Below are 15,740 nucleotides of genomic sequence, written 5' to 3'. Positions count from 1 at the left end.
GAAATGAGCAGCCTGCAATTCGACATCGCCCATCTGTTCGCCGGCTCCCTCGTGCTGGCGAGCTTCATGATGCTCTACCAGGACCGGCTCTATGCGCTACTTAATGTCTATGCGCTGCATGCCGGCGTGCTGGCGCTGTCGGTGGCGTGGCAGGCCTATGTTCAGCAGGCGCCGCATCTCTATGTCACGGCGCTGATCGCGCTGGTCTTCAAGGCCATCATCATCCCGGTCGCGCTGCACCGGATCATCAAACGGCTCGGCATCCACCGCGAGATCGAGAACGTGATCGGCGTCGGGCTGACCATGATGGCCGGCATCGGCCTCGTCGCGCTTTCGATGGTGGTGATGCTGCGGGTGACGCCGGGCGCGGATGCGCTTGCCCGCGAGGACCTTGCTTTTGCGCTGTCAGTGGTGCTGCTCGGGCTCCTGATCATGGTGACGCGGCGCAATGCGGTGAGCCAGGTCGTCGGCTTCATGTCGCTGGAGAACGGGCTGGTGCTGGCGGCGACCGGCGCCAAGGGCATGCCGCTGGTGGTTGAGATCAGCGTCGCCTTCTCGGTGCTGATCGCCTTCATCGTGATCGGCATCTTCCTGTTCCGCATCCGCGAGCGGTTTGACAGCGTGGATGTGCAAGCGCTCGATCGCTTCAGGGGAGAGCGGCGATGACGGTCGATGCCCTCGCTGCGATCCTGCTGATCCCGGCCATCTCGGCCGCGCTGCTCGCGATCCTGCCCGGCTACAAGCTGACGGCGAAGCTCAACGTCGTTGCGGCGCTCGCGACCTTCCTCACCTCGCTGTCGCTGTTCGTGATCGAGCCGACGTCGGGCCAATATCTGCTGCTTGACGACCTCAACAAGGTCTTCATCGTGCTGACGACGTTCGTCGGTTTCACGACATCCGTGTTCAGCGCGAGCTACATCCATCACGAGATCGAGACCGGACGGCTGACGCCGGCCTTCCTGCGCTTCTACCACGCGATGTACCAGATGCTGATGTTCGCGATGAACCTCGCGCTCATCGCCAACAATATTGGCCTGATGTGGGTCGCGGTCGAGATGGCGACGCTGACGACCGTGCTGATGGTCGGTATCTATCGCACCCATGAGGCGCTGGAAGCCGCCTGGAAATATTTCATCCTCGGTAGCGTCGGCATCGCACTCGCGCTGTTCGGCACGATCCTGGTCTATATGGCGGCGCGCCCCGTGGTGGGCGAGGGGATGGACGGCATGGTGTGGACGGTGCTGGTGAAGCACGCCGCACAGTTCGACCCGGCGTTGCTCAACGTCGCCTTCGTCTTTCTCCTGCTCGGCTACGGCACCAAGGTCGGCCTCGCGCCGCTGCACGCCTGGCTGCCGGATGCGCATGCCGAGGGCCCGACGCCGATCTCGGCGGTGCTGTCCGGCCTGTTGCTCAATGTCGCGCTCTATGCACTCCTGCGCTTCAAGATGATGCTCGCGGTCAACTCTGTCGCGATCACACCAGGCCCGTTGATGGTGACCATGGGCCTGATCTCGGTGATCTTCGCTGCGCTGATGCTGTACCGGCGCCGCGACATCAAGCGGATGTTTGCCTATTCCTCGATCGAGCATATGGGCATCATTGTTTTCGCCTTCGGCATGGGGGGGCCGCTCGCGAATTTCGCAGGGCTGTTGCACATGACCATGCATTCGCTGACCAAGTCGGCAATCTTCTTCGCGGTGGGCCATGTCGCTCAGGTCAAGGGCACTCAGAAGATCGCCGAGATTGGCGGGCTCACGGCGACCAACCCCGCGCTCGGCTGGGGCCTGATGCTCGGCGTCATCGCCATCGTCGGGCTGCCGCCGCTCGGCATCTTCATGAGCGAGTTTCTCGTGGTGAGCTCGACTTTCGCCCGCGCGCCCTGGCTGACGGTGTTCCTGGTGCTCGGCATCATCATCGCACTCGGCGGGCTGTTCTTGCGGATCGGCCCGGTGATGTTCGGCGAGCCCAAGGGGAAGACCGCGCCTGCGGCGGCCTCATACGTGCCGATGTTCACGCACCTCGGATTGGTGCTGATGGCCGGCATCTATCTGCCGCCGGTGCTGGTCACCGGCTTCCAGAACGTCGCGAAGCTCCTGGGGTAGGCGATGGGCATCCTCGACAGCATCCCCTATGTCAACGCGGTGTTGTCGCACCGGCCCTGGCCGCGCGCGGTTGTTACGGAGACGGGCTGGAAGGCAGCGATCGATCGACTGGTCGAGGGAGGCCTCACACTGCTCGGCTTCTGGGGCGAGCCGGCTGCGGTGCATATGGCGTTGCTCGACGACGGCTCGGCCGAGATCGCGGTTGTCACCTATGCATGTACGGCCGGCACATTTCCAAGCGTCGCCAGCCGCCATCGGCCAGCGCTTCGGCTGGAACGGACCATTCATGATCTGTTCGGGCTTGTCCCAACTGCCGCTGACGATCTGCGGCCATGGCTCGATCACCATGCCTGGGGCAAACCCTATCCGCTTTCCGGCCGCAACACGTCGCGCGACGCGCGGCCATACCGGTTCCTCCCCGCCGAGGGTGAGGCGTTGCACCAGGTGGCGGTCGGCCCCGTCCATGCCGGGATCATCGAGCCCGGCCATTTCCGCTTCACCGCGAATGGCGAGCATGTGGCGCGGCTGGAGCAGTGGCTCGGCTATACCCACAAGGGCATCGAGTCGCTGATGCAGGGCGCGAGCCTGGAGGCCGCAGCAAAACTTGCCAACCGCACCTCCGGCGACAGCGCCGTCGCCTACGCTTTCGCCTTTGCGCGCGCTGCCGAGGCGGCGCTGGACGTGGAGGTGCCGCAGCGCGCGACCTGGCTGCGGGCGCTGATGGCGGAACTGGAGCGGCTCGCCAATCATCTGGGCGACATTGGGGCCATCTGCAACGACGCCTCGTTCGCGCTGATGCATGCCCAGACCGGTATTCTGCGTGAGCGCTGCCTGCGCGCTGCGAATGTCGCGTTCGGCCATCGCCTGATGATGGACGTCATCGTGCCCGGCGGTGTGACGCGTGACATCGCGCCGGACGGCGTTTCCGCGCTACGCGCGCTGCTCACGGAACTGCGTAAGGTCTTTCCGCGCCTGATCGAGCTCTATGACAATACGGCCTCGTTGCAGGACCGCACCGTCACCACAGGCATCGTGAAGGCGGACTATGTGCGCCGGTTTGGCGCCGGCGGCTATGTCGGCCGCGCTTCGGGCCGGGATTTCGATGCACGACGCACGCTTGCTTACGCGCCCTACGATCAATTGTCGTTCGAGGTACCGGTGCTGGACGCCGGCGATGTGAATGCGCGGGTCTGGATCCGAATCCGCGAGGTCGAGCAGAGCGTCGAACTGATCGAGCAGATCCTAGGCCGACTTGGGCCGGCAGAGCTCCTGACCGCACTGCCGTCCGGGATCGGTCGCGGTGCCTGCGAGGGCATGGCGCTTGCCGAGGCCTTCCGGGGCGACGTTCTGGTGTGGCTACGGCTCGATGGCGAGTTGCGCGTTGAACGCTGCCACCTGCGCGACGCGTCGTGGTTCCAGTGGCCGCTGCTGGAGACGGCGATCGAGGGCAACATCATTGCCGACTTCCCGCTCTGCAATAAGTCGTTCAACTGTTCCTATTCTGGCGCGGACCTCTAAGCCATGCGCAAGACTCTGCTCGAAAGCCTCACCCACGGTTCGCTGACGGAGCCGGCACCGGCGCCGGACGAATCGGCGCTGGCGGAGCTTGCAACGAAAGTCGGCCGCACCGCCCAGGCCAGGCTTGGTCGTTCTCTTGCCATTCGCGAGGTCGATGCCGGGTCCTGCAACGCCTGCGAGCTGGAGATTCACGCACTGTCCAACGCCTTCTACGACGTCGAGCGTTTCGGCCTGCGCTTCGTCGCCTCACCGCGCCATGCCGACGTGCTGCTGGTCACGGGGCCCGTGACGAAGAACATGCGACAGGCGCTGGAGCGGACGTACAACGCGACGCCCGATCCGAAATGGGTCGTTGCGGTCGGCGGATGTGCGGTCGACGGCGGGATTTTCAGAGGCAGCTATGCCTGCGTCGGTGGCGTATCCGAGACGGTTCCGGTGGATTTGCACATCAAAGGTTGTCCGCCGTCGCCAATGGATTTGTTGAAGGGCCTGCTCGCGCTGCTGGAGCACGTCGGCGCCAAGCGGTGAGCCGCACCCACATCCTCGGTCGTTGCGAGCAGCCAATGGATCCGGCCTTCGCTGTCCCGATGGCTGGCGTGGACGGAAGAGAGCCGAGGCTCAATCCACCAGGATCACCCTGATATCGTTCACATTGGTCAGCGTCGGGCCGGGCTGCAGCAAGTCGCCCGTCGCCTCGAAGAACGTCGTCGCGTCGTTGTTGTCCAGATAGGCCTGCGGCTGAAGCTCCAGCGACTTCATCTTGGCAAAGGTCGCAGCGTCAATCAGTGCGCCGGCGGGATCGGTGGGATGGCCGGCGCCGCCGTCGGCGCCGTCGGTGTCGCCGGCAAGCGCCGAGATATCGGGTGTGTCCTTCAACAGAGAGGCCAGCGCCAGCGCGTATTCCTGGTTGGGGCCGCCGCGTCCCTGACCGCGCACGGTTACCGTGAGCTCGCCGCCGGAAAGAATCGCGACGCGTCTGCCTTGCGCGCGGGCCTGGAGCGCGAGCCTGGCGTGATCGGCAGCGACCTCGCGGGCCTCGCCTTCGAGATCGGCGCCGAGATCGATGGTCTCGTAGCCGGCCTCCTTCGCGCGTTTCACTGCGGCGTCGAGCGATTGCCTGGGACGGGCGATCAGCTCGAAATGCGCGTGCGCGAACGCGGCGTCACCAGGCTTGCAGCTTTCGTTGGCGGGATCATCGAGCGCACGGGCTACGGCATCGTCGACGGCGAGGTTGTATTTGACGACGATCGCGCGCGCATCGGCCAGCGTGGTCGGATCGGGCACGGTCGGGCCCGAGGCGATCGCGGAGGGCTCGTCATGCGGCACGTCGGAGATCGCGAGCGTCACGATCTCGGCGGCGTTCTTGCCGGCCCGCGCCAGGCGGCCACCCTTGATGCGCGACAGATGCTTTCTGACGATATTCATCTCGCCGATCGGCGCGCCCGAGCGCAGCAGTGCCTTGTTGACCGCCTGCTTCTGCGCGAAGCTGATGCCGTCCACCGGCGCGATCCAGTTCGCCGAGCCGCCGCCGGTGAGCAGCACCAGCAAGAGATCGTCAGGGCCGGCCTCGCTTGCGAGCGCAAGCGTGTCGGCCGCGCCCTTCAGTCCGGCCTCGTCAGGTACGGGATGGCCGGCCTCGACGACACGGATCCGGCGCGTCGGCACGCCGTAGCCATGGCGCGTGGTCGCGATGCCGACGAGGCGCTCCGGCGCGAGCTTGAACGTGTCGAGATAATGCCGTTCCGCAGCTGCCGCCATTGCGGCGGCGCCCTTGCCGGCGGCAAGGCAGATCACGCGTCCCCTGGCCGGAGGGCGCAAGTGAGGCGCCAGGATCGTGCTCGGATGGGCGGCGGCGACGGCGGCGTCGTAGAGCGCGCGGAGCAGGGGGCGTCGGTCGGTCATGACGATGGCCTTCAGCAAACTCTTGGGCAGACTTAAAGCGAGGGCGAAACGTCGCCATTCCCCTGCCTAGCGCATCGGGCGCGAAAGAGTAAGCGGGCTTTGCCATCATTCGATTGTGCAATCGCGTGATCATAATCGGCACGCGAAAAGCCCCCTGCGATTGCTCGCAGGGGGCTTCCATTTGCGGTGTCTTGGGGCAGCTAGCCGCCGGCGTCGGCGCTGATCACGTCGCCGAACAGGTCCCACTTCTCGCCCTTGAACCTCTCGAGCCGGAGCTGGCTGATCGGTGCAAAGTCGGTTGCGGAGGTGTTGATCACGATGCCGGGCAGCAGCACTTCGGTCCGGTAGTCCTTCAGGCTGGCCGCCTGCTTCATGATGTTCTCGCGCGTGAGGTTGTCACCGCACTGCTTCAACACCTGAACCAGTGTCTGCGCCACGCCGTAGCCGACGATGGTGCCGTGGTCGAGTTTGTCGCCATCGGGGAAGTACTTCGTCATGAATGCCAGGAAGTCCTTCATGCCGGGATCGTTGTTCCACTCCGGATCGGAGACGTCCTTGAGATAATCGGCGGAAATGATGTCCTGGCCGTTCTCGAAACCGGCGGGCTTCATCACGCTGCCGACGGAGGCCGAGACGTTGTTGAGGAAGTGCAGCGGCTTCCAGCCGATCTCGGCATTCTTCTTGATTGCCTGCGCCGCGAATTTCGGCGTTGTGATGTTCATGAACACGTCGGCACCGGTCGACTTCAGCTTGACGATGTGGTTGTCGATCGTCGGCTCGGAGGTCTCGTAGCTCTCCTCGGCGACGATCATCGAGGACGCCTTGGAGCCGAGGCCGTCCTTGAGGCCCTTCAGATAATCCTTGCCGTAATCGTCGTTCTGGTAGAGCACGGCGATCTTGGCGTCAGGCTTGTTCTTGAGCAGCCACTTTGCGTAGATCTGCGTCTCGCTCTGGTAGTTGGGCTGCCATCCCATGGTCCAGGGGAAGTCCTTCGGATCGTTCCACTTGGTGGCGCCGGTGGCGACGAACAGCTGCGGCACCTTTTTCGAGTTCATGTATTTGTGGATCGCCGAATTCGGCGGCGTCCCGAGCGAGTTGAAGATGAAGAGCACCTCGTCGCTCTCGACCAGCTTGCGCGCCTGCTCCACCGTCTTCGGCGGCGAGTAGCCGTCGTCATAGGAGATGAAGTTGATCTTGCGGCCGTTGATGCCGCCTTCGTCGTTGATCTTCTTGAAATAGGCGGCTTCGGTCCGCCCGATGATGCCGTAGGCGGAGGCCGGTCCGCTGTAGGGCATGATGTTGCCGACCTTGATCTCGGTATCGCTCGCGCCGGTATCGTACTTCTTCTGGGCCGAGGCGATGGAGGTCGAGGCCGCGAACAGCGCGAGCGCAAGGGACGCAGCCGCAAATTTGCTGGTGACAGCAGGCATTCCAATCTCCCTGATTTTTTCTTGGTGTGTGCGCCCTTTTTTTTGAGAGTTTTTGGCGACGCGCCGGCGATTGAATACGATTTGGCGGCTCCCTTCAAGAAAAAGCCCCTGCGACCAAGTCGCAGGGGCTGCTGCTTTAGTAGTCAGGTTCGGCTGTCACACGCCGGTAGCCGGCGCCTCCTCCTATTGCGGAGGCGTAGCCTCCCGTTAACCACTGACGTCGCCGCTGATCACGTCACCAAACAGCTCCCAGGTGCCTCCCTTGAACCGCATGAGTTGCAGCTGCGAAATGGGGGCAAAATCGGTTGGGCTGGTGTTGATCTGGATGCCCGGCAACAGGCCGCCGACCGTGGCATTCTTGATGTTGGCCGCCTGCTTCATGATGTTCGCGCGCGTCAGGTCGTCGCCGCATTGCTTGAGCACCTGGACCAGGCTCTGGGACACTGCGTAGCCGTACATGACGTTGGCGTCGGTGCGATTGGCCTCGGGGTAGTACTTGTCCAGGAACGCGTTCCAGGCCTTCAGGTCGTCGGTGTTCTTCCATTGCGGGTCGGTCGGATCCTTGATGTAGGCCGACGAGATGATGCCCTGCGAGGCCTCCACCCCAGCCGGCTTGATCGTGGCGCCGATCGAGGAAGAGACGTTGTTGAGGAAGTGGGTCGGTTTCCATTCGATCTCGGCGATCTTCTTGATGGCCTGGGCTGCGAACTTCGGAATCGACGCGTCGAAGAACACGTCGGCGCCGGAGGCCTTCAGCTTGAGGATGTGCGAATCGATGGTCGGCTCGGTCGTCTCGTAGCTCTCCTCCGCGACGATCATCGAGGCGGCCTTGGCGCCAAGCCCGTCCTTCAGGCCCTTGACGTAGTCCTTGCCGTAATCGTCGTTCTGATAGAGCACCGCGATCTTGGCGTCGGGCATCTTCTGCAGGATGTACTTCGCGTAGATGCGCGCTTCGCTCTGGTAGTTGGGCTGCCAGCCCATGGTCCACGGGAATTCCTTGGGGTCGTTCCACTTGGTAGCGCCGGTAGCCACGAAGAGCTGTGGCACCTTCTTCGTGTTCATGTATTTGTGGATCGCCGAGTTCGGCGGCGTGCCGAGCGAGTTGAAGATGAACAGGACCTCGTCGCTCTCGACCAGCTTGCGGGCCTGCTCGACCGTCTTCGGCGGCGAGTAGCCGTCATCATACGAGATGAAATTGATCTTGCGGCCGTTGATGCCGCCTTCGGCGTTGACCTTGTTGAAGTAGGCGGCTTCCGTCTTGCCGATCACGCTGTAAGACGACGCGGGCCCGCTGTAGGGCATGATGTTGCCGATCTTGATCTCGGTATCGGTCGCGCCGGTGTCGTATTTCTTCTGGGCGAGTGCCGCCGTGGACAGCGTGACGGCGAGTGCCAGGGTGGCCGAAAAGGCTCCCCTCCGCATGCGGATGGAATCCATGTGCTGATCTCCTTGGATCCGTTGAATGTGTCGCTGCTTGCTGATCGGGAGCTCTTTGTCGGCTCCAGGCAACATTCAATGCCCTTCCCACATCGCCAGCAAGGAGCGGGCTCGTGAGAAGGCAGCGCCGAGGATTTATCTTTAGTCGAATGGTCGCGAGCGGTGTCGAGGCGCCGGGATGTTGTTGTCAGGCGTGTCGAGCCAAGGCGACGGCAACGAAGCCGCGGCATGCTCGCGTCTTGCTTTGCAGCAAGTCTTTCAGGCGACGCCGAATTCCCTGCCGAACCGAAACTTTGGTGTGGCCCGGGAGGAGGTTAGTGAAAGTTGCGTCGACTGCTCGCGTTGATCTTTGATTGCGAGGCGGAGGATGTTAGTGGCCGGGATCGCTCGAGATGACGTCGCCGAACAACTCCCACGATTTGCCCTTGAACCGCATCATCTGGAGCTGTTCGATCGGGGCGAAATCGTCGGGCGCAGTGTTGATCTTGATGCCGGGCAGCAGCGTGTCAGGTTCGAAATCCTTCAAGGACGCCGCCTGCTTCATGACATTGTCGCGGGTGAGATTGTCGCCGCACATTTGCAGCACCTTCACCATGGTTTGTGCGGCCGCGTAGCCGAACACCACGCCGGCATCGAGCTTGTTGGCCTTCACATCGTACCGCGCGATGAAGTCGTAGAACTTCTTCATGCCCTCGTCGGCGTTCCATTGCGGGTCGGAGCCGTCCTTGATGTAGGTCGCCGACAGGATGCCCTGCGAGATTTCGAAGCCAGCCGGCTCGAGCACGCCGCCGACCGAGGCCGAGACGTTGGAGAGGATGTGGATCGGATGCCAGTTGATCTCGGCCGCCTTCTTGATCGCCTGGGCCGCGAATTTCGGCGTGGTGATGCTGATGAAGACATCGACGCCCGCGGCTTTCAACTTCACGACGTGCTCATCGACCGCGGGCTCCGAGGTGTCGTAGGGCTCCTCCAGCACGATCATCGAGGCCTTAGGCCCGAGCCCGTCCTTCAGCCCTTTCAGATAGTCCTTGCCGAAATCGTCGTTCTGGAAGAGCACGCCGATCTTCGCGTCCGGCTTCTCCTTCATGATGTACTTGGCGTAGATCTTCGCCTCGCTGGCGTAGCTTGGCTGCCAGCCCATGGTCCAGGGATATTGCTTGGGATCATTCCACTTCGAGGCGCCGCTCGCCACGAACAATTGCGGCACTTTCTTCTCGTTCATGTATTTGCGGATGGCGCCGTTGGTGGAGGTGCCGAGCGAGCCGAAGATCAAGAGCACGTTGTCGCTCTCGACCAGCTTGCGCGCCTGTTCCACCGTCTTCGGCGGTGAATAACCATCGTCATACGAGATGAACTTGATCTTGCGGCCGTTGACGCCGCCTTGGGCATTGACCTTGTTGAAATAGGCCTCCTCGGCCTTGCCGATCACGGCGTAGGCGGAGGCTGGCCCGCTATAGGGCATGATGTTGCCGACCTTGATCTCGGTATCGGAGGCGCCGCTGTCGTAGGTCTTCTGCGCCACTGCGGGATTGCTCATTGCAGTGCACAACGCGAATGCGGCCGCAACCGCCGCAACCTGAAATCGAACGACCGTCATTGCTCTCCTACCCCAGCTGGATCGGCGCAGCATTGAACAAGATTGATGCACGACGTCAACAAAAAGCCCCCCGCGATCGCTCGCGGGGGGCTCGGACCGTGACCTCGGGCGTGCTACTCCGGAGCGACGTCGCCGCTCAGGATCTCACCGAACTGTTCCCATTTCTCGCCCTTGAACCGCTGCATCTGCAGCTGGCTGATCGGGGCAAAATCGCTTGGGCCGGTGTTGATCGTGATACCGGGCAGCAGGGTATCCGGCGCGAAGTCCTTCAGGCTCGCCGCCTGTTTCATGACGTTGGCCCGGGTGAGGTCGTCGCCGCACATCTCCAGCGTCTTGGCGAGCGTCTGCGCAGCACCGTAACCGTAAACGATGCTGGCGTCGGTTTTGTCCGCGCCGGGCATGTACTTGTCGAGGAACTCGGCCCACTTCTTCATGCCGGCGTCGTCGTTCCAGCGCGGATCGGCGCCGTCCTTGGCGTAGGCCGCCGACAGTACGCCCTGGGAGGCTTCGAACCCGGCAGGCTTCATCACGCTGCCGACCGAGGCCGACACGTTGGTGATGATCTGGAGCGGCTTCCAGCCGAGCTCGGCGGTCTTCTTGATCGTCTGGGCGCCGAACTTCGGCGTGGTGAAGATCAAGAGCACGTCGGGATTGGCCGCCTTGATCTTGACGATGTGGCCGTCGATCGAGGGTTCGGAGACCTCATAGCTCTCTTCCATCATGATCATGGACGAAGCCTTCGGGCCGAAACCGTCCTTGGTTCCCTTGAGGTAGTCTTTGCCGAAATCGTCGTTCTGATAGAGGATCGCGACCTTGGCGTCGGGCTTCTCCTTCATCAGCCATTTGGCGTAGATATGGGCTTCGCTCTGGTAGGAGGGTTGCCAGCCGATGGTCCAGGGGAAATTCTTCGGATCGTTCCACTTGGTGGCGCCGGTCGCGACGAACAGCTGCGGGATCTTCTTGGCGTTGAGATATTTCTGGATCGCGCTGTTCGAAGGCGTGCCGAGCGGATTGAACACGGCCAGCACCTCGTCGCTCTCGACCAGCTTGCGGACCTGCTCGACCGCTTTCGGCGGCGAGTAGCTGTCGTCATAGGTGACGAAATTGACCTTGCGGCCGTTGATGCCGCCCTTGTCGTTGATCATCTTGAAATAGGCTTCCTCGGTCTTGCCGATGATGCCATAGGCTGACGCCGGACCGCTGTACGGCATGATGTTGCCGATCTTGATCTCGGTATCGGACGCGCCGGTGTCGTATTTCTTTTGGGCGAGTGCTGCGCCGGAGGTGAGCGTCGCGACCGCCGTTACGAGTGCGGCGGTTCGTAGTGTTCTTTCGAAAAGCAATTTGGTCTCCTTGGTTGAAACAACAGTCTTGATGATGGGCTCAGTTTCGTCTGAGCCGTCCGGCGAATTGCTGGCCCAGGATCGCGACCTGCCTTGCGCCGTGCGGCACGAGGTAGATGACGAGGAACAGAATCACGCCGAACACGGCGCCGGAGAGGCCCTTGGAGACGCCTTCCGCGATGTTCGGCACGAAGATAATGAAAGCCGCGCCGACGATCGAGCCGGGCAGCCAGCCGACGCCGCCGACGACCATGCCGAGGAATAGCTGGATCGCAAGCGTAATGGTGAAGCTGTCGGGCGCGACGAACTGCACCGCGATGGCGCTGAGGCCGCCGGCGACGCCGGTGATGCCGGCGGAGACGCCGAAGGCGAGCGTCTTATAGAGTGCGACGTTGACGCCCATCGCGGAGGCGGCGATCTCGTTGTCGCGGATCGCCATGAAGGCGCGGCCCGAGCGGGAGCGCAACAGGTTCACCGAGAAGATGTAGATCGCGAGCACGACGAAGAGCGTGAAATAATACAGCCACATGTCCTGCGACATCTTCAGGCCGAACGGCGCGTCGGGCTTGGTGACGACGAGGCCCTGCACGCCGCCGGTCCAGGGCTCGAGGAAGTTCAGCTTCAGCAGCTGCGGCATCGCCGTGGCGAGCGCAAAGGTCGCGAGCGCAAGGTAGACGCCGGAGAGCCGCAGCGCCGGCTGGCCGAACAGGAAGCCCACGCCGAAGCAGAGCACGCCAGCGACGGGCAGGCAGAGGAAATAGGGGATGTTGAACTGCTCCATCATCACCGCGGTGACGTAGGCGCCGATACCGTAGAACGCGCTCTGGCCGAGCGAGAACTGGCCGCTTCCGCCGGTCAGGATGTTCAGGGCCAGCACGGCGAGGCCCAGATACAAGAGCTGGGTGAGCTGGAAGATCACGAAGTTCTTCGCAAACAGCGGGACGGCGATGAGAAGCAGCAGCACCACAACTGATGTGCCCGTGCCCATCGTCATGGACCGCTTCGGGACGGCTTCGACCGCCTCGTTGCCTTCGGCGACGACTTCTTCGGCTGCGCTCATGATCAAACTCGCTTGACGATGTGCCGGCCGAACAGGCCAGCGGGTTTGACGACCAGGACGGAGATGATCAGCGCGAGCGCGATCGGGAGTTTCAGCTCGTTGCCGACGCCGGGAATGTAGGTGCCGGCAAGGTTCTCGAAGATGCCGACCAGGAAGCCGCCGACCACGGCGCCGAACGGGCTGGTGAGGCCACCGAGCACGGCCGCGGCGAAGCCGTAGATCAGGACGCCGCCCATCATGTTGGGCTCGAGGAACACCACGGGAGCAATCAGCATGCCGGCGATCGAGCCGATCGCCGAGGCCATGCCCCAGCCCAGCGCGATCATCCAGGAGGTGTTGATGCCGACGAGGCGAGCCGATTCAGGCACCGAGGCCGCCGCGCGCATCGCAAGGCCGATTCTGGTGTACTGGAAGAAGAAGTAGAGGCCGAGCAGGAGCAGCACGGTGACACCGATCATGCCGGCCTGGTGAGTCGACACCAGCTGGCTGCCGAGGAACGGTGAAGACCCGAACGGGGTCGGGTACTGCTTGATGGTGAAGTCCCAGATCAAGCCGGCGGACGAGTTGATGATGGAAAACAGCGCGATGAAACCGGCAACGTTGGTGAGCACCGGCGCCTTCGCCAGCGGCTTGAACAGGATGCGCTCGATGGCGATGCCGCCGATGAAGGAAAGCACCAGCGTGATCAGGAACGCACCCCAATAGGGCACGCCCCACTGCATCAGCTGCCAGGAGATAAACGTTGAGAACATCGCCATCTCGCCTTGCGCGAAGTTGAGATGGTCGATGGCCTGGTAGATCATGACGACGGCGAGCGCCATGCAGGCGTAGATGGCGCCAGTGGCAATGCCGGCCAGCACCTGGTTGGTAAAAAGCTCCATCGCGCCGGCTCCTCAGTAACCCAGATAGGATTTGCGGATTTCTTCGTTGTTGGCGATGTCCTTGGCATTGCCTGACATCACGATGCGGCCGGTCTCGATCACATAGGCCTGGTCGGCGAGCTCGAGCGCGAGCTGTGCGTTCTGCTCGACCACCAGGATCGACACCTTGTCCTCGCGGTTGATCTTGCCGAGGATGCCGAACAGGTCGCGCACGACGAGGGGGGCAAGTCCGAAGGACGGCTCGTCCAGCAGCATCAGCCGTGGCCGCAGCATCAGCGCGCGCGCTACCGCGAGCATCTGCTGCTCGCCGCCGGAGAGCGTGCCGGCCTGTTGGGTATGCCGCTGCTTCAGCACCGGGAAATGCGCGTACATGCGCTCGATGTCGGAGACGATGCCGGCATTGTCCTTGCGGGTGATGGCCCCGAGCTGCAGGTTCTCCTCCACCGTCATGGTGGTGAAGGTGCCGCGGCCCTGCGGCACATGGGCGATACCGAATCGCACGATGCTCTCGGTCGAGCGGTTGTTCAGCGGCTTGCCGTCGAATTCGATGCCGCCGGTGGAGCGCACCATGTTGCAGATCGCACGCAGCGTCGTGGTCTTGCCGGCGCCGTTGGCGCCCAGCAGCGTCGTCAGCGATCCCTCGTTAAGCGAGAAGGAGAGGCCATGAAGGGCCTGGACCTGGCCGTAATAGGCGCGCAGGTCCTTGACGTTGAGCAGAAGAGTCATTGGTCCTTGCTCCCGAGATAGGCCTTGATGACGTCGGGGTCCGCCTGCACCTGGGCGGGCGTGCCTTCCGCGAGCTTCTTGCCGAAATTCAGTGCGACGACGTGATCGGCGATCGACATCACGAGGCCCATGTGGTGCTCGACCAGCAGCACCGTCATGTGGCGCTCGTCACGGATTTTGCGGATGAGATCGCCGAGGACGTAGACCTCTTCGTGATTGAGGCCGCCGGCGGGCTCGTCGAGCAGCAGGATCTTCGGATCGGCCGCGAGCGCCCGCGCCAATTCGACGCGCTTCTGTGTGCCGAAGGGCAGGCCGGACACGGTGGTGTGGGCGACGTCCTCGAGGTCGAGATAGGCGAGAATCTCGTGCACCTTCTTGTTCACGCTGCTCTCGCTGCGGCGAATCCAGGCGAGCCGCAGCGAGTCGCTGATGATGTCGGAAGAGGTGCGCGCATGGGTGCCGACGCGGACATTGTCCATCACCGACAGGTTCGGAAACAGCGCCACGTTCTGGAAGGTGCGGCCGATGCCGATCTCTGCGATGCGGTGCGGCGGGCGCGACAGAATGCTGACGCCTTCCATCAGGATGTCGCCGGATGACGGCTGGTAGAGGCGCGAGAGGCAATTGAAGAGCGTGGTCTTGCCGGCGCCGTTGGGGCCGATCAATCCGAGGATCTGGCCCTTATGCATGTCGAAGGACACGCCATTGAGCGCGACGATGCCGCCGAACACGACGCTCACGTCGCGAACGGCGAGCAGAGGCGATGTCCCCTGCGCGAGCTGTGCCTGCGTCATCTCGTCTCGCCCACACCATTCAGTGGGCGATGGGGCGATGCGGACCGCTCCCGATGATCACAAAGACTATCTGAACCCCTCGGCCACACGAGCAACTTTTCCTCCTGGTTTCAGCTTTTTGCTGATTTCTTTTTTGGATTGCGGCACCAGACCCCCAAGCACCGCTTCGATGTTCCTTACCATCGCGAGCAGACGTGGTCCAATGTCGTTGATGAGACGTTCTTCCGTGAAGCGGAATGCGGGCGCGCCGCAATTGAAGGCGTAAGGTCCGGTTCCGTCATTCAGCTTGAGCGCGACGCCGGCGGCGCCGATGTCGTCGTGCCAGTCGCCGACCGACATCGCGAAGCCGTATTTCGCGACGGTCTCGCCTGAGCGTTCCAGTCCGTCGCGCATCTTGGGCCAGCGGCTGCCGTAATGTTCGCGCAGGACGCGCGACAGTTCGACGCGATCATCCTCAGCGAGCGCCCAGAAGTACGCACGACCCATCGCGCTGGTTGCAATCGGCACGCGCGAGCCGACGTCAAGTTGAACGCCGACCGTCTCGCTGCCGCGGCTCTGTCCGAAATAGATCATGCTGTGACGATCCCGGCCGCCGACCGCGACGGCGCCGCCGGTCGCACGCATCAGTTCCTCGCGAAAAGGTTCGGACAAATGCCGTACGCCGAGATTGGCCAGCGCGGCATAGCCGAGCGACATCGCGGCTGGCGTGAGCTGGTACTTCTCGAAGCGCGGAACCGGCGCGAGATAGCCGAGCTTGGTCAGCGTGTAGGTCAGCCGCGACACGGTCGGCTTCGGCAAATTGGTGCGGGCCGCAATCTCCTGATTGCCGAGCAGGCCGTCATTGGGTTGGAAAGCGCGCAATACGTCCAGTCCGCGGGAAAGCGCGACGACGAAATTCCGGTCGGCCGCTGTCTTCTTTCCTGTACGCTTCATCCCTGATCTGCTTCTTG

General features: G+C 62.9%; 14 protein-coding genes. 4 read left to right on the top strand and 10 right to left on the bottom strand.

Features of this window, described 5'->3' with window-relative positions; all coding sequences use genetic code 11:
* The first annotated feature begins 3 nt into the window (after window positions 1–3).
* Genes XH88_RS34880 through XH88_RS34865 form a run of 4 tightly spaced genes read left to right on the top strand, consistent with a single transcriptional unit; the run spans window position 4 to window position 4,148 of the window.
* On the top strand, window positions 4–666 hold the full coding sequence (locus XH88_RS34880; RefSeq protein ID WP_271672725.1) for a hydrogenase-4 component E: 663 nt from the start codon (window positions 4–6) through the stop codon (window positions 664–666).
* A complete protein-coding gene (locus XH88_RS34875) occupies window positions 663–2,102 on the top strand; it encodes a hydrogenase 4 subunit F (RefSeq protein ID WP_271672724.1) in 1,440 nt (479 codons plus the stop codon). Before XH88_RS34880 ends, XH88_RS34875 begins: the two co-directional genes overlap by 4 nt.
* Window positions 2,103–2,105: 3 nt before the next feature.
* Entirely contained in the window at window positions 2,106–3,620 is a 1,515-nt protein-coding gene (locus XH88_RS34870) for a hydrogenase large subunit (protein ID WP_271672723.1), read from the top strand.
* Window positions 3,621–3,623: 3 nt separating this feature from the next.
* The gene (locus XH88_RS34865; protein ID WP_271672722.1) at window positions 3,624–4,148 is read left to right on the top strand and encodes an NADH-quinone oxidoreductase subunit B family protein; all 525 of its coding nucleotides are present in this window, start codon (window positions 3,624–3,626) and stop codon (window positions 4,146–4,148) included.
* 90 nt (window positions 4,149–4,238) lie between these two features.
* Here the strand turns inward: XH88_RS34865 and XH88_RS34860 are convergent, their stop codons facing one another.
* From XH88_RS34860 to XH88_RS34815, 10 genes are all read right to left on the bottom strand, one after another.
* Window positions 4,239–5,522: a glycerate kinase type-2 family protein gene (locus XH88_RS34860; RefSeq protein ID WP_271672721.1), complete on the bottom strand. Its 1,284-nt coding sequence runs from the start codon at window positions 5,520–5,522 to the stop codon at window positions 4,239–4,241.
* A 200-nt stretch (window positions 5,523–5,722) separates the two neighbouring features.
* The gene (locus XH88_RS34855) at window positions 5,723–6,952 is read right to left on the bottom strand and encodes an ABC transporter substrate-binding protein (protein WP_271672720.1); all 1,230 of its coding nucleotides are present in this window, start codon (window positions 6,950–6,952) and stop codon (window positions 5,723–5,725) included.
* Window positions 6,953–7,159: 207 nt separating this feature from the next.
* Window positions 7,160–8,389: an ABC transporter substrate-binding protein gene (locus tag XH88_RS34850; protein WP_442868507.1), complete on the bottom strand. Its 1,230-nt coding sequence runs from the start codon at window positions 8,387–8,389 to the stop codon at window positions 7,160–7,162.
* A 370-nt stretch (window positions 8,390–8,759) separates the two neighbouring features.
* Window positions 8,760–9,986 (bottom strand): ABC transporter substrate-binding protein, encoded by a 1,227-nt coding sequence (locus tag XH88_RS34845; protein ID WP_271672719.1) that lies wholly within the window; start codon window positions 9,984–9,986, stop codon window positions 8,760–8,762.
* A gap of 113 nt (window positions 9,987–10,099) precedes the next feature.
* Complete coding sequence (locus tag XH88_RS34840; protein ID WP_271672718.1) at window positions 10,100–11,329, bottom strand: ABC transporter substrate-binding protein; 1,230 nt, start codon at window positions 11,327–11,329, stop codon at window positions 10,100–10,102.
* A 40-nt stretch (window positions 11,330–11,369) separates the two neighbouring features.
* Window positions 11,370–12,389, bottom strand: coding sequence for a branched-chain amino acid ABC transporter permease (locus XH88_RS34835; RefSeq protein WP_271672717.1), 1,020 nt, complete (start codon window positions 12,387–12,389; stop codon window positions 11,370–11,372).
* Window positions 12,390–12,391: 2 nt separating this feature from the next.
* Window positions 12,392–13,270: a branched-chain amino acid ABC transporter permease gene (locus XH88_RS34830; RefSeq protein WP_271672716.1), complete on the bottom strand. Its 879-nt coding sequence runs from the start codon at window positions 13,268–13,270 to the stop codon at window positions 12,392–12,394.
* A gap of 12 nt (window positions 13,271–13,282) precedes the next feature.
* Window positions 13,283–13,996, bottom strand: a complete 714-nt coding sequence (locus XH88_RS34825) for an ABC transporter ATP-binding protein (RefSeq protein WP_271672715.1) — start codon at window positions 13,994–13,996, stop codon at window positions 13,283–13,285.
* Window positions 13,993–14,790 carry an ABC transporter ATP-binding protein gene (locus tag XH88_RS34820; protein ID WP_271672714.1) on the bottom strand — a complete coding sequence of 266 codons (798 nt, stop codon included), beginning with the start codon at window positions 14,788–14,790 and terminating at the stop codon, window positions 13,993–13,995. Before XH88_RS34820 ends, XH88_RS34825 begins: the two co-directional genes overlap by 4 nt.
* 66 nt (window positions 14,791–14,856) lie before the next feature.
* Window positions 14,857–15,723, bottom strand: coding sequence for an IclR family transcriptional regulator (locus XH88_RS34815; RefSeq protein WP_271672713.1), 867 nt, complete (start codon window positions 15,721–15,723; stop codon window positions 14,857–14,859).
* Window positions 15,724–15,740 lie beyond the last annotated feature (17 nt).

It is taken from the genome of Bradyrhizobium sp. CCBAU 51627, assembly GCF_028128765.1.
Classification (GTDB): Bacteria; Pseudomonadota; Alphaproteobacteria; order Rhizobiales; family Xanthobacteraceae; genus Bradyrhizobium.
Note: the sequence above shows the minus strand (reverse complement) of the source record. Positions and strands in the feature narration are given on the sequence as shown.

Coding starts and splice junctions, on each gene's coding strand:
- XH88_RS34820 (WP_271672714.1), bottom strand. CDS start 14,790: ATGACGCAGGCACAGCTCGCGCAGGGGACATCGCCTCTGCTCGCCGTT.
- XH88_RS34875 (WP_271672724.1), top strand. CDS start 663: ATGACGGTCGATGCCCTCGCTGCGATCCTGCTGATCCCGGCCATCTCG.
- XH88_RS34860 (WP_271672721.1), bottom strand. CDS start 5,522: ATGACCGACCGACGCCCCCTGCTCCGCGCGCTCTACGACGCCGCCGTC.
- XH88_RS34825 (WP_271672715.1), bottom strand. CDS start 13,996: ATGACTCTTCTGCTCAACGTCAAGGACCTGCGCGCCTATTACGGCCAG.
- XH88_RS34850 (WP_442868507.1), bottom strand. CDS start 8,389: ATGGATTCCATCCGCATGCGGAGGGGAGCCTTTTCGGCCACCCTGGCA.
- XH88_RS34855 (WP_271672720.1), bottom strand. CDS start 6,952: ATGCCTGCTGTCACCAGCAAATTTGCGGCTGCGTCCCTTGCGCTCGCG.
- XH88_RS34865 (WP_271672722.1), top strand. CDS start 3,624: ATGCGCAAGACTCTGCTCGAAAGCCTCACCCACGGTTCGCTGACGGAG.
- XH88_RS34870 (WP_271672723.1), top strand. CDS start 2,106: ATGGGCATCCTCGACAGCATCCCCTATGTCAACGCGGTGTTGTCGCAC.
- XH88_RS34815 (WP_271672713.1), bottom strand. CDS start 15,723: ATGAAGCGTACAGGAAAGAAGACAGCGGCCGACCGGAATTTCGTCGTC.
- XH88_RS34830 (WP_271672716.1), bottom strand. CDS start 13,270: ATGGAGCTTTTTACCAACCAGGTGCTGGCCGGCATTGCCACTGGCGCC.
- XH88_RS34835 (WP_271672717.1), bottom strand. CDS start 12,389: ATGAGCGCAGCCGAAGAAGTCGTCGCCGAAGGCAACGAGGCGGTCGAA.
- XH88_RS34845 (WP_271672719.1), bottom strand. CDS start 9,986: ATGACGGTCGTTCGATTTCAGGTTGCGGCGGTTGCGGCCGCATTCGCG.
- XH88_RS34880 (WP_271672725.1), top strand. CDS start 4: ATGAGCAGCCTGCAATTCGACATCGCCCATCTGTTCGCCGGCTCCCTC.